The organism is Arthrobacter sp. NPDC080082, assembly GCF_040686595.1.
Lineage (GTDB): Bacteria > Actinomycetota > Actinomycetes > Actinomycetales > Micrococcaceae > Arthrobacter.
On the sequence record NZ_JBFBKQ010000004.1, the window covers coordinates 1 to 13,443 of the forward strand.

Annotated in this window: 10 protein-coding genes; 1 reads left to right on the plus strand and 9 read right to left on the minus strand. The window is 69.9% G+C overall.

Going from position 1 to position 13,443, the window contains the following annotated elements; translation table 11 throughout:
- Positions 1-131 precede the first annotated feature (131 nt).
- On the minus strand, positions 132-1,082 hold the full coding sequence (locus tag AB0O44_RS09100) for a family 16 glycosylhydrolase (protein WP_364136710.1): 951 nt from the start codon (positions 1,080-1,082) through the stop codon (positions 132-134).
- Between the two features lie 338 nt (positions 1,083-1,420).
- On the opposite strand from AB0O44_RS09100, the gene AB0O44_RS09105 reads away from it, so the two are divergent.
- Complete coding sequence (locus AB0O44_RS09105) at positions 1,421-2,251, plus strand: SDR family NAD(P)-dependent oxidoreductase (protein ID WP_364136712.1); 831 nt, start codon at positions 1,421-1,423, stop codon at positions 2,249-2,251.
- Between the two features lie 63 nt (positions 2,252-2,314).
- On the opposite strand, the gene AB0O44_RS09110 is transcribed toward AB0O44_RS09105, so the two are convergent.
- The 8 genes from AB0O44_RS09110 to AB0O44_RS09145 form a co-directional block, all read right to left on the minus strand.
- Entirely contained in the window at positions 2,315-4,129 is a 1,815-nt protein-coding gene (locus AB0O44_RS09110) for an EAL domain-containing protein (RefSeq protein WP_364136714.1), read from the minus strand.
- Between the two features lie 154 nt (positions 4,130-4,283).
- Positions 4,284-6,383: an EAL domain-containing protein gene (locus AB0O44_RS09115; protein WP_364136716.1), complete on the minus strand. Its 2,100-nt coding sequence runs from the start codon at positions 6,381-6,383 to the stop codon at positions 4,284-4,286.
- A gap of 92 nt (positions 6,384-6,475) precedes the next feature.
- Positions 6,476-8,263, minus strand: coding sequence for an EAL domain-containing protein (locus AB0O44_RS09120; RefSeq protein ID WP_364136718.1), 1,788 nt, complete (start codon positions 8,261-8,263; stop codon positions 6,476-6,478).
- 90 nt (positions 8,264-8,353) lie between these two features.
- Positions 8,354-9,724 (minus strand): UDP-glucose/GDP-mannose dehydrogenase family protein, encoded by a 1,371-nt coding sequence (locus tag AB0O44_RS09125; protein ID WP_364136720.1) that lies wholly within the window; start codon positions 9,722-9,724, stop codon positions 8,354-8,356.
- A complete protein-coding gene (locus AB0O44_RS09130; protein ID WP_364136722.1) occupies positions 9,721-10,890 on the minus strand; it encodes a glycosyltransferase family 1 protein in 1,170 nt (389 codons plus the stop codon). Before AB0O44_RS09130 ends, AB0O44_RS09125 begins: the two co-directional genes overlap by 4 nt.
- Positions 10,891-10,971: 81 nt before the next feature.
- Positions 10,972-11,220 carry a hypothetical protein gene (locus tag AB0O44_RS09135; RefSeq protein WP_290258814.1) on the minus strand — a complete coding sequence of 83 codons (249 nt, stop codon included), beginning with the start codon at positions 11,218-11,220 and terminating at the stop codon, positions 10,972-10,974.
- Between the two features lie 9 nt (positions 11,221-11,229).
- On the minus strand, positions 11,230-12,717 hold the full coding sequence (locus tag AB0O44_RS09140) for an SPFH domain-containing protein (RefSeq protein WP_364136724.1): 1,488 nt from the start codon (positions 12,715-12,717) through the stop codon (positions 11,230-11,232).
- A 186-nt stretch (positions 12,718-12,903) separates the two neighbouring features.
- The gene (locus tag AB0O44_RS09145) at positions 12,904-13,371 is read right to left on the minus strand and encodes a DUF4383 domain-containing protein (RefSeq protein ID WP_290258816.1); all 468 of its coding nucleotides are present in this window, start codon (positions 13,369-13,371) and stop codon (positions 12,904-12,906) included.
- Positions 13,372-13,443 lie beyond the last annotated feature (72 nt).

The following is a 13,443-nucleotide window of genomic DNA, read 5'->3' on the forward strand; positions in this document are numbered from 1 at the left end:
CCGGGAGGGTGTGGGAGAGTAGGTCACCGCCGGAACATCATTTAGGTCGAGAGCCTCCAACCACACGGTTGGAGGCTCTCCCACTTTAACCACCAAGGCAAGGTTCAGACAGGGCTCAGACAGGGCGCCGGCTACTCCCACACCCGAACATAGTCCACCCTCATGGCCCCGGCCTCACCGAGAATCCTGGCACCGCGCCACACCCCGATGTTCAGCAGCAGGTAGTGCGGGCTGACGTTGTCGCTGGTGGCGTAGGAGTGGACCAGTACGCCGTCGTAGTACACCTCGTTGGCACCCGGCTTACGCAGTACCCCGTACGTGTGATAGCCGCCGGCCCAGCACCCGGGAACGATCCGGCTCTTCTTCCACGCCGCGGAGTGGTACACGCTCCACATGTCCCCGGCGAGCGGTTCGGCGATGTCGATCTCCCCGGTAGAGGGATAGGCCTGGCCGGCGGTCCACCAGGCGCCCCAGTTCCTGATGCTGGTCTCACAGGTGCCCGGGAAGAAGATGCGGGCCTCCGCGTAACCGGTGGTGAACTGGAAGCCGGTGTGCCCGGCCACGCCGTCGTTGGGGTTGGTGGAGAGCAGCGCCCCCGAGGAGACGTCGCTAAGCTGCAGTACGGCCTCTCCGTTGGCGATCCGGACGTTGCTGGAACAGGTCTTCACATTGTTCTTGACCGACTTGAGGTCGCAGTCATCGAACCAGTACGGCGTCCAGGCCGCGGTGTTCAGGGAGTTGAAGTCGTCGTTGAAGACCAGGTTCCAGCTCCCGGGCACACCCACCGGATTCGGGGGAGGGGGAGCGGCTACCGCCGGAGCGGCCATGGTGTCCGCCGCGGGAGCCTTGATGGCTGCGGGGGCGGGCGGCACCACGGCCGGCGCCGCGCCGACGGCCTGGGGTGCGTCCGGTCCGCCGCCGAGCGCGCCGCTCATGGGTGCGGGCGCGTTCGCTCCGGCGTCGCTGGAGACCTCCGGCGGCGGAGCCGCGGCCGGACCCGGCGCGGCGGTGGGCAGGGCACTGCTGGAGAGCACCGCGGCGGCGACCAGGCAGACGATCCAGGGGACTGAGCGGTGCTTCATGGGACCACCCTCTCGAGGGTGAGGGCAGCGACAGACAGCTGCCGGTGACGGTTTGCCCTGACGACCGGTGTCCCCCCAGTCAGACCGAGCAATGTGAGGGCTGAGCGCACGATGATCCCTTCTCTCGTGTCCGGGCGGGCCCGGTACTCCCACTAGCCTTCAGGCTATGAGCGGATCGGCCCTACGTCAGGCGTACCGACTACTTGCCCCACACGGCGGACCTCTTGGATCCACCGCCCGGACTACCTGCCCGGGAACAGTCAAAGGAACAGCCCAGAAGCCCCAAGCGTTGACTACCCTTGAGTAACACCAGCGATCAGCAGCCACGGGAGGCCACCTTGAGTGCACGGACCATTGTCATCACCGGCGCCAGCGACGGGATCGGCGCGTCCGCGGCCCGTACCTTGGCGGCGCAAGGCGAGAACGTCGTCGTCGTGGGGCGTTCCGCCGCGAAAACGGCGCAGATCGCCGGGGAAATAGGTGCCGACCACTTCGTGGCCGACTTTGCCGAGCTGGCCCAGGTCCGCCGGCTCGCGGCGGAGCTGAAGGAGAAGTACCCGCGGATCGACGTGCTGGCCAACAACGCCGGCGGCATCATGGGAAATCGGCAGCTCACCGTGGACGGCCACGAGAAGACCTTTCAGGTCAATCACCTGGCGCCGTTCCTGCTCACCACGGAGCTGATGGACGTGCTGACCGCCAGCCGCGCCACGGTCATCAACACCTCCAGCGTGGCCAACTCGATCTTCGCCCGTTTCGACATCGACGACTTGGACGCGGCGCGTAAGTATTCGACCAACCGGGCCTACGGTAACGCCAAGCTCGCCAACATCCTCTTCACCAGCGAACTGCACCGCCGCTACCACGACGCCGGGATCTCGACGGCGGCCTTCCACCCCGGCGGCGTCGCCACCAACTTCGCGGCCGAGTCCACCAGCCCCATGCGCGTGGCGTACACGAGCTTCCTGAAGCGTTTCATGCTGACCCCGGAGCAGGGAGCGGACACCCTCGTCTGGCTCGCCAACGGCACCCCGGGCACGGACTGGACCTCCGGCGGGTACTACGCCAAGCGGGCACTCTCCAAGGCCAACAAGCTGGCGTATGACGGCGGGTTGGCGCGCCAGCTGTGGGACCGCAGCGAGGCGATGGTGGCCCCGAAGGGCAGCTGACCCGGGCGACTGACCCGGGAGGCGGGCCTAAACCGGAAGTGGTCTGAGCCGAACCGGGGAGGCTTACCCGGCCGCCTCGACGGTGTCGATGGCGTCCAGGGCGCTGCCCATGGTGCCGGCCAGGTCACTGGCCGGCGCCGGCTTGGCGAACAGGTAGCCCTGCAGCGCATCGCAGCCCAGATCCATCAGGTACTTGGCCTGCGCGGGGGTCTCGATGCCCTCGGCCGTGACCTTCAGGCCCAGGGCCTGCGCGGCGTTGATCATGGTCCGGAAGAACGGCAGGTGCTCCTTGCCGGTCTTGATCATGGCCACAAAGGAGCGGTCGATCTTGACCTGGTCCAGCGGCAGCTCCCGGAGCCGGCCCAGCGAGGAATACCCGGTGCCGAAGTCGTCCATGGCGATCCGGACGCCCGCCTCGCGCAGCTGGTGCAGCTGGCGGATCACGTCCGAGTCGGCGTCGAAGAACACGCTCTCGGTCAGCTCAAGCATCAGCTGGCGCGGATTCACCCCGGTGGACGCGGCAATGCCGAGCACGTCGCCGGCGAAGTCACGCTGCTGGAACTGCAGGCCTGAGACGTTCACGGCCACGCTGTAGGCGGCGTCGCCGGCCAGCCACGGGCGGATCTCGGCGCAGGCCCGGCGCATTACCTCGTCCCCGATCTCCCGGATCAGGCCGCTTTGTTCGGCCACCGGCAGGAACTGGTTCGGCGGCACCAGTTTGCCGTGCCGCTCCCAGCGGGCAAACGCCTCGAACTGGACCACGGCGCCGAGGCCGGGGGAGACCACCGGCTGGTAGTGCACCGAGATCTGGCCCAGCTCCACCGCCTGGCGCAGCCCGGTCTCGCCGCCGGACTGGTGCGTGGGCGTCGCGAGCATCTCCGGCCGGAACTCCAGCCAGGTGTTCTTCCCGGCGGCCTTGGCCGCGCTCAGGGCCGAGTCGGCCTGCCGCAGCAGCTCCGCACCGTCCTGGGTCTGCGCCGTCCGGGACGCCAGGCCCATGCTCGCCGCCGGCCGGACCGTGGACCCGCCGATCCGTGCCGGGGCGTACAGGGAGTCGGAGATCCGCTTGGCCACCGCGGAGATGCTGTGGCAGTCCGTGAGCAGCACCACGAACTCGTCGCCGCCGAGGCGGGCCACGGTGTCGTGCGGTCGGATGCAGTTCCGCAGCCGGCTGGCGACCTCCACCAGCAGTTCGTCCGCGGCGGAGCGGCCCAGCATGTCGTTGTAGGTGCGGAAGTCGTCCACGTTGATGATCACGACGTCCACGGAGTCCTCGCGGCGCAGTGCCGCGGCCAGGCGCTCGTTGAACAAGGTGCCGTTGGGCAGGCCGGTCAGGGTGTCGCGGAGGACGGCGGCTTTCAGTTGGTCGTCGTGCTCCACCGGCGTGAGCCGCGGCAGGACCCCGGTGGTGCCGGGCACCAGCTGGGACTCCAGAGTGCCCGGGCGGCCGGCAGCGGCCTGGCCCGGCGCCAGCGGTGCGGGCCGTGCCGTGGTCGCGCGCGGTGCGGCGGCGCGGGCGGAGAGCGCGACGGCGGCCGGGCCGCCGCCGGGAAGCGCGGCGCAGGTGATTTCCACCGGGAACTCGGAGGCGTCCGCCCGGCGGCCGGCGCCGGCGAACACCGGGGCCGTACCGTTGGCGCCAGCCGTGGCACCGCCGTCGTGCGCTGCGCCGAGCACCCCGGACACGGTGGCGTGCAGGCCCTCACGCGCCGCCTCGGCCAGCAGCAGGCTGTAATCCGCGCCCAGCAACTGGGCCCGGGGGTAGCCGAAGAGCCGCTCCGCGGCGCGGTTCAGGAAGGTGACGGAGCCGTCGGGGGCAAGCAGCAGCAACGCGTCCGGGATGTGGTCCAACACGGTGTGTGCGAATGCTGAGTCCATAGTGGTGCTGTCCCCCCGGAAGCAAGTGATTCGATGAATATCCGCCCCATCATATGCGCCAGCCGGCATACCAGCCCCGCGCCGCGGCACTTATTTCCAAAGCCCCCGAATGTGTCGTCCGGAGTACCGGACAAGGGGCCGTGGCAGGCCGTCCTTAGTACGCGACGAGCGGTTCCAGCAGCGCCTCGATGGCCTCCACGGACTGTGCCAGCGCCGCCCCGCGCTGCACCCCGGGCGCGGGCCGGGAGAAGAGGTAGCCCTGCAGGGCGTCGCACTCGTGCTCGATCAGGTATCGGCCCTGGGCGGGCGTCTCGATGCCTTCCGCGGTGACCCGCAGGCCCAGGCTGTGCGCCATATGGATCATCGAGGTCAGGATGGGCAGCCGCTCTTCGCCGGTGCGGAGCATGGAGACGAACGACTTGTCGATCTTCACCGCGTCCACCGGCAGTTCCTGCAGCCGCCCCAGCGAGGAGTAGCCGGTGCCGAAGTCATCCAGTGCCACGCGGATGCCGGCGGCGCGGAGGTGGCTGAGCTGGGCGATCACGTGCGAGGCCGGGTCAAAGAAGACGCTCTCGGTGACCTCCAGGACCAGCTGGTGCGGGTCCACGTTGTTCCAGGCGGCGATGTCCAGCACCCGTTCGGCGAAGTCCTTGTGCTGCAGCTGCACCCCGGAGACGTTGACGGCCAGGGTCCGGCCCGGGTCCTCGGCCAGCCAGGGCTGCAGTTCGGCGCAACTCTGCCGCAACACCTCCGCCCCGATGTCCCGGATCAGGCCGCTGCGTTCTGCGGTCTGGATGAAGGTGTCCGGTGCCATGATGACGCCGTCGCGCTCCCAGCGGGCCAGCGCCTCGAACTGCACCACCTCACGCCGGTTGGCGGAGACCACCGGCTGGAAGAACACCTTGATCTGGCCCAGTTCCACCGCCTGGCGCAGCCCCGCGGTTAGCTGGGTGCGTTCCATCAGGGTGGCCAGCATCTCCGGCTGGAAGTGCACGTAGCAGTTTTTCCCGGCCTCCTTCGCCGCGTACATGGCGACGTCGGCCCGGCGCAGGAGTTCGGCGGAGGACACTTTGTCCTCGCCGCGCTTGGCCACGCCCAGGCTCAGGCTGGGTCGCAGCAAGGCGCCCTCGATCGTGACCGGGGCGTTGAGGGTCTTCACGATCCGCTGCGCGACGGCGTCGGAGTCCCCGCAGCCTTCCAGCAGCACCACGAATTCGTCCCCGCCCAGGCGGGCCACCGTCCCGTGCGGGCCCACGCAGTTCTGCAGCCGGCGGGAGATCTCGACCAGCATCTGGTCGCCCGCGTGGTGGCCCAGGATGTCGTTGACTTCCTTGAAGTCGTCCAGGTCCAGCAGCAGCACGGCCACGGAGCCGGGGGAGTCCAGCGCGGCGGAGGCCCGCTCGTTGAAAAGCATGCGGTTGGCCAAGCCCGTCAGCGGGTCCTGGAAGGCCAGGGCCTTAAGCTGGTCCGCCTGCTGGGCCAGTTCCTCCAGCGCGCGCCGGGCCTGGTCCTCCGCCACAGTCCGGGACGTGACGTCCCGGAAGTTCCAGATCCGTCCCACCACCTCGCCGGCCACCGTCTGCGGGCGCGAGTCCAGCTCCACCGTGCGGCCGTCCTGAAATTCCAGCACGTCCTGGCTGTGCAGCTCATGGTTGGCGTAGAGCTCGGCCACCTTGGCCTTAAAGCAGTCCGGGTGCTGCAGTTTCGTGGCGATGAACTTCACCAGCGCGTAGGCGTCGTTCTCGGCCAGGATCTCCCGCGGCATGCCCCAGAGGCTCAGGTACTGTTCGTTGACGCCGGTGATCTGCCCTGAGTTGGAGACCACCACGATGCCGTCCGCCGTCGTCTCCAGTGTCGCGTCCAGCATGGAAATGGCGTGCCGCCGCCCGGCGTCGGTGTCCCGGTAGGTGGTTTCCCGGACCGCCACGGCCACAGAGGTCCGGGTCCCGGTGCTGACCAGTGAACAGGTGAGCTCCAACTGGATCTCGCTCCCGTTGCGGTGCAGCCCGATCCCGGGGAACGGCTTGATGCCGAAGGTGCTGTCGCCGCCCAACCGGCCGAGGATGCGCAGGAATCCGCCGCGGTCGTCCTTGGCCAGGAGACGGGTGTGCTCCTCGCCCACCAGCTCGCAGGCCTGGTACCCGAAGAGCCGTTCGGCCGCGGGATTGACGTAGGAGATCAGCCCTGAGGTGGTCAGCAGCAGCAGCGCATCCGGACCCTGCGTCAGCAGGGTCTCTGCGAGTCCTTGTTCCACGGTGATGCCAGCCCCCAGGCTTTTGATGTCAAGTGCCGCCGGCCGAGCGGTGGCCAACAACTTTCAAGCATCATAGGGCCATGAGAGCCAAATCACAGTAACGGGGACCTTCGGGCCGCGGTGTCGCCGCGCAGGGCAGCCGCGGCGGCCTCCGCCAGGGCCAGCGCCGCGGGCAGGGTGGCCGCCGGCTGCGGGGTGGAGAGCATATAGCCCTGCAGTGAATCGCATCCCCGCTCCACCAGGTACCGGGCCTGCTGCAGGGTCTCGACGCCCTCCGCGGTGACGGTCAGGCCCAGGCCGTGGGCCATGCTGATCATGCAGTTGAGGATGGGCAGGTGCTCGGTGCCGGTACGGATCATCTGGACGAAGGACTTGTCGATCTTCAGGGTGTCCACGGGCAGGTCCTGCAACCGGCCCAGGGAGGAGTAGCCGGTGCCGAAGTCGTCCAGGGCCACCCGGACGCCGGCGCCGCGCAGCTCCACCAGCTGGCGGTGGACCTGGCAATCGTCGTCGAAGAAGACGCTCTCGGTCACCTCGACCACCAGCTGCCGCGGGTCCACCCCGCACGCGGCAGCGGTGGAGAGCAGTAGCTCCGGGACGTTGCCCTGCTGCAGCTGCACGCCGGAGACGTTCACGGCGAGGGACCGGGCCGGGTCCGCGGCCAGCCAAGGCTGCAGTTCGGTGCAGCCGCGCAGCAGCACCTCGGTGCCGATCTCCACCACCAGGCCGCTGCGTTCGGCGGCGGGGATGAACTGCTGCGGCGGCACCAGGACCCCGTTGCGCTCCCAGCGGGCCAGCGCCTCGACCTTGACCACGCGGCCGAGACGGGAAGCGACGATCGGCTGGTAGTGGACGGTGATTTCGCCGCGTTCGACGGCGGCGCGCAGCCCGGCCTCGAGGTCCGCGCGTTCGAGCAGCGCGGTCATCATCTCGGGCTGGAAGCGCAGGTAGCGGTTCTTGCCGGCCGCCTTGGCCGCGTACATGGCGATGTCCGCCCGGCGCAGCAGCTCGGACGCGTCGTAGGCATCGGCGCTGATCGAGGCCAGGCCCAGGCTGAGGCTGGGCCGCAGCATGGACCCGTCCACCCAGAGCGGCTCCTTCAGGGACCCGACGATCCGGGCCGCCGCGGCGTCGGCGTCGAGCGATCCCACCATCAGCACCACGAACTCGTCGCCGCCCAGCCGTGCTACAACGTCGGAGGGGCGGACGCAGGCGCGGAGCCGGCGCCCCACCTCGATCAGCATCTGGTCCCCGGCGTGGTGGCCGTGGATGTCGTTGACTTCCTTGAAGTCGTCCAGGTCCAGGAGCAGCACGTCGACGGCCGTGCCGCACGGGCCGGCCAGGGCGTGGGCCAGCTGGTCGTTGAAGAGCTGGCGGTTGGAGAGCCCGGTCAGCGGGTCGTTGAAGGCCAGGGAGCGCAGCTGGCCGGCCTGCGCGGCGAGGTCCGCCATGGCTTGGGTGATGCGTTCCTGGTCGCGGCGTGCCTGGCTGACGTCGCGGAAGCTCCAGACCCGGCCGGCCACCCGGTCGCCCACCTTCTGCGGGCGTGAGTAGCGTTCGAAGGTCCGGCCGTCGCGGAAGGACAGCACGTCGTGGCTCTCGGCCTCCGGGTCTGCGTAGAGGGCGGTGACCTTGGCCAGGAATGCCTGCGGGTCCGCGAGCTGGCCCAGGACGAAGCCCATCACGGCCTCGTCATCGCCGGTGTCCACCAGGGCCCGGGGGACGCCCCACATGGAGAGGAACTGGTTGTTGACGGAGGTGATCCGGCCGTCGCCGCTGACCACGAGGATCCCGTCCGCCGTCGATTCGAGGGTGGCCGCGAGCAGCGACATGGCCTCGCGGAGCCGGGCGTCCTCCTCGGAGCGCGTTGAAATGGTCATGCGGCCGGGACCGCGCGACTGTGAGACCGACGTTGGTGCAAAGTAGTTCCTCCCCTCAGTGATCATAGGGGCCGACGACGGTCCCGGCCGTCAGCGGGGCAGCGCGGCGCCGTGTGCAGACCCGGCCCCGGCACGGCCGAGCCCCCGCACCGTCCAGCCGGCCGCGGTCCAGGCCCCGGCGTCGAGCGCGTTCCGGGCATCCAGCAGGACCCGGCGGCGGACCCGGTCCCCGGCGGCACGGGGGTCCAGGATCCGGTACTGCTCCCATTCGGTCAGCAGCAGCACCAGCTCGGCGCCGTCGAGGGCCGCGTCCGTGCCGGCCTCGAAGCGCAGCTGCGGGTGGTGCAGCCAGGCGTTGTTGACGGCCGCGGGGTCGGTGACGGTGACGTGGGCGCCGTCGTCGGCGAGCCGCCGGGCGACGTCCAGGGCGGGGGAATCCCGGATGTCGTCGGTGTCCGGTTTGAACGCCGCCCCAAGCACCGTGACCCGGCGTCCGGCCACGCTGCCGCCGCACAGCTCCCGGGCCGCGGCCGCCGTCCGGGAGCGCTGGTTGCGGTTGATCCCGTCCACCGTGGCCATCCAGTCGTCCACCGAGTCCACGCCCAGCTCCCGGGCCTGGACGCGGAGCGAGCGGATGTCCTTGGGCAGGCAGCCGCCGCCGAAGCCCAGGCCCGCGTGCAGGTACCGGCCGCCGATCCGCGGGTCCAGGCCCATCGCGGCGCCCAGCTCGGTGACGTCCCCGCCGGCGGCCTCGCAGAGCTCCGCCATGGCGTTGATGAAGCTCAGCTTCGTGGCCAGGTAGGCGTTCGCGGCGGACTTGATCAGCTCGGCCGTGGCGAAGGTGCAGACCAGCCGGGGGATCCCGGCCGTCAGCAGCGGGGCGTAAACCGCGTCCAGGGCCGCGGCGACGGCGGCCGCCGCGCTGCCCGGCTGCTCCGCCGCGTGCGCCCCGCCGGGGACGCCGTACACCAGCCGGTCCGGGACCAGGGAGTCCTTGACCGCGGTGCCCTGGCGCAGGAACTCGGGGTTCCAGCCCAGCAGCACGTCCGGCCTGGCCGCCAGCACCCCGCCGAGCATGTCCACGGTGCCCACCGGGACGGTGGACTTGCCGACGACGGCGGAGCCCGGGGCCAGGAACGGCAGCAGGGCCTCGGTGGCGGCGATCAGGTAGCTGAGGTCGGCGCCGTCAGAGGTCTTCGACTGCGGGGTGCCGACGCAGAGGAAGTGCAGCTGCGCCCCGGCGGCGTCGGCGAAGCTGGTGGAGAACGTGAGCCGGCCGTTGGCCCGCCCGTCGCGCAGCAGCTCGTCCAGTCCCGGCTCGTGGAAGGGGGCGGCGCCGCGGTCCAGCTGGGCGACCTTGGCGGCGTCGACGTCGATCCCCACCACGCTGTGGCCCATCGAGGCGAGGGTGGCGGCGTGCACTGCGCCGAGGTAGCCGCAGCCGATCACGGAAATTTTCACAGGGTTGCTCCTCTTCCGGGGCGGGTGGTGGAGGCGGCGCCGGCGGGTGCCGGTACGCCGGTGGAGACCTCGCGGTAATGGGTGACGAGTTCCTCGCCGAGGGCGTGCCAGGTCCGGCCCTGGACCGCGGCGTGGGCGGCCTCGGCGAAGGCCCGGCGCTTGGCGCCGTCGCCGGCCAGGTCCGCCACCCGGGCGCGCAGCCCGGCGAGGTCCCCGGGTTCGTACAGCCAGCCGGTGCGCGAGTTCTCCACCAGGTCCAGCGGGCCGCCGCGACCGGTGGCGACTACGGGCACACCCGACGCCATGGCCTCCTGGATGGTCTGGCAGAAGGTTTCGAATTCGCCGGGGTGGACGAACAGGTCGAAGGAGGCCACGGTCCGGGCGAGGTCCTCGCCGCCCAGGAACCCGGTGAACAGGGCGCCCGGCAGCGCCGCCTCGAGGGCGGCCCGCTGCGGGCCGTCGCCCACGATCACCAGCCGCGTGCCGGGGAGGTACGCCAGCACTGCCAGGTCCTCCACCTGCTTTTCGGCCGCGAGCCGGCCCACGTAGCCGATGATGCGCTCGCCGGCCGGGGCGACGGCCGCCCGCCAGCCGTCGTCGCGCTTGGCCGGGTGGAACCGTGCGGTGTCCACGCCCCGGCGCCACATGCTGACCCTGGGGATGCCCCGCCCGCGGAACTGCTGCAGCGCGAAGGTCGAGGGAACCAGGGTCCGGGTGGCCAGCAGGTGGATCTGCTCCACCCGGTTCCACGCCCAGTTCTCCAGGTAGGGGACGCCGTAGCGGGCCGCGTAGCCGGGGACCTCGGTCTGGTAGATGGCCACGGTGGGGATGCCGAGCTGGTGGGCTGCCTGCACCGCCCGCCAGCCCAGCACGAAGGGGGAGGCGAGGTGGACGACGTCGGGCGCGTAGCCGGCAAGGATTCGCTTGACCCGGGCCACGCCTCCCATCGCCACCCGAACGTTGGTGTAGCCGGCCAGGGGGAGCGCGGGGAGCCGGTGGATCCGGGCCCCGTAGACCTCGTTCGGGACGCCGGTGTCCTGTCCGGAGGGGCAGATCACCAGCACCTCGTCACCGCGGGACTGGAGATGCTCCAGGACCCGCAGGATGGAGTGGGTGACCCCGTTCATCTGGGGCAGGAATGATTCGGCGACGAGTGCGATCCTCACCCCTCCACCGTGGGTGCCGCGGCTGACGGCCCGGGGTGGCGGGCGTGGCGTGCGGGGGAAGACTGGGTTAACAGGCGGGGATCAGGGCCGGCTGCCGCCGCGGAGCACGTCGGGGAGTTCGTCCACGTAGACCGTCTGGGGAGGCTCGTAGTAGATCACCAGGACCTCCTCGCCCACCGCGAAGCTGCTTTCCTTGTCGAAGGGGTGGGCGTGGAAGGCGCTGATGCCGCCGCGGAACGGCAGCATCACCTCACCGAGCGTCCCCGGGCCTACCCGGCCGGAGACCCGGCCGATCCGCCCGGTGAGGCTCCGGTCGACGTTCCTGGGCATTCGGCGTTCCTAGCTGCCCGGCGTCGGCTGCTTCGGGGCGGTGCGGCTCTGGGGTCCCGGTGTACCGTCCGCCCGCGTGCCGTCCGCCCGGGTGCCGTCGCGGCCGTTCTTCAGCGAGCTCCGCAGCGCGGGGAGGTAGTCGCCCACCTGGGCGAGGATGCCGCCGACCATCCGGTTCAGGCCTTCGCCGCCGTTGAGCACCGTCAGCTGCCCCACGTGCGCGAACGGCTCCGCGGCCGCGGCGACAATGCCGGGCATGTTCTCCGCGAGTTGCTGGGAGATGACCGCGTCCTGGTTGGTGCCCAGGGCCTCGCCCCGGGCCTTGATGCCGTCTGCCTCGGCGAGGGCCTTGGCCTTGATGGCCGACGCGGCCGCGTCGCCGCGGGCCTTCGTGGCCGCGGCCTCCGCCTCGCCGGTCACCCGGGTGGCGCCTGCGGCGGCCGCCGCGGCGTTGGCATTGGCCTGCGCCTGCAGCTCGGTGCGCCGGGCGTTGGCCTGGGCCTCGAGTTCAGTGCGGCGGGCCAGGGCCTCGGCGGCGCTGATGTCCGCGGACTTCTGGCCCTCCGCCTCGGTCCGTTTGGCGTAGGCCTTCGCGTCCGCGGGTTTGCGGATGGTGGTCTGCAGCTTCTGCTCCTCCCGGTCCGCCTCCAGCTTGGCCACCTCGGTCTCCTGCACCACCACCTGTTGCCGGGCGGTGGCGTCCGCCAGCGGCCCGGCCTGGGCGGCGTTGGCGCGGGCGCGTTCGGCGTTGGCCTGCGCCTCGGACTGCTTGATGGCGGAGAGGCTTTGGGCGTCCGCGATCTGTGCGGCGGCCTCGGCCTCCCGCTCCGCGGCCTCCCGGTTGCGGGTGGCCTCGGCGATCCGGGCCTCCATCTTGACCTGGGCGATGTGCGGCTTGGCGATGTTCTGGATGTAGCCGGTGGGATCCTGCAAGTCCTTGATCTGCAGCGAGTCCACCACCAGGCCCAGCTTCTCCATCTCCACGCCGCTGGCGCTGCGGACCTGGGAGCCCAGCTTGTCCCGCTCGCGGATGATCTCCTCCACGGTCATGCTGCCGATGATCGAGCGCAGGTGGCCCTCGAAGACGTTGTAGACCTGGCTCTGCATCTTCGGCTGCTGGCCGAGGAAGCGGCGGGCCGCGTTGGCGATGAAGGGCGGTGCGTCGCCGATCTTGTAGATCACCACGCCCTCGACGATCACCTGGATGCCCTGGGAGGTCACGCAGGAGACCTTGAGTTCGGTCTCGTTCAGGGTCAGGGAGAGTGCCCGGACGGTCTGCAGGCCGGGCACCACCAGAGCGCCCTTGCCGGTGACGATCTTGAAGTCCATGCCGTCCCGGGTTTCCAGCGTTCCCCGGGTCAGCCCGGAGATGATGAGCGCCTCATTCGGCTCCGCCACCTTCCACATCAGCTTCACCGCCACCCAGACGAGGGCGACGACGACGATCACCCCAGCGACGACGGCGAAGAACGGGATGAGGGACGTGAGATCAGGCATGGCCAACCTTTCGCGACGGTGCGTCAGGCCAGTCTGGGGTGACGGCGCCGGGTAAGTCCAGCATTTGGGCAAAAGAAGGCTGGTGCGGGCTTCGGGACGCTGCCCGGGCCCGCACCAGCGGGTACTACGACTTATCGGATTAGTTGAACTCGCTCCTCATTCGCGGCTCCCTTTCCCGGTGGTGGTTTACCGGGTATCTGCGTCTTCGGCCAGGTGCCGTGAGAGCAGCCAGCCGGCGCCAATCATCGCCACGCCCAGCACCATGTGGGTCCAGTTATCCATGGTGTTGAAAGCCAGGAAATTGGCCGCCGAGCCGACGCCCACGATCAGCCCGTAGACGGCGAAGATGATGTACAACAGGCCAAATCCCATCAGGTAATTCCGGGCCCCCATGCTGTTGCGGGACATGACGTATCCGGTCCCGCCGATCGCGAACTGCACGATGTTCAGCAGCATCGACACCTGGAACAGGTTCAGGAACATGGCATTCGAATCCGGTCCCAGGAACCGGAGTTCGCCGTAATGCGTGGTGATGCCCGGAATGAATCCCAGGACACCCACGACCATGAGGACAATACCCACACCCATGCCGACGTTCTGGACGTCTGTCCGTCCGAAATGGACGCCGTGTGCATGTGGGGATGCGGTAGTCATTTTCTGCCTCCAACCACTGATTGCGGACAGTTCAATTTTACGGCGGAGGGGCCAAAAAAGCGCCGGGAATCC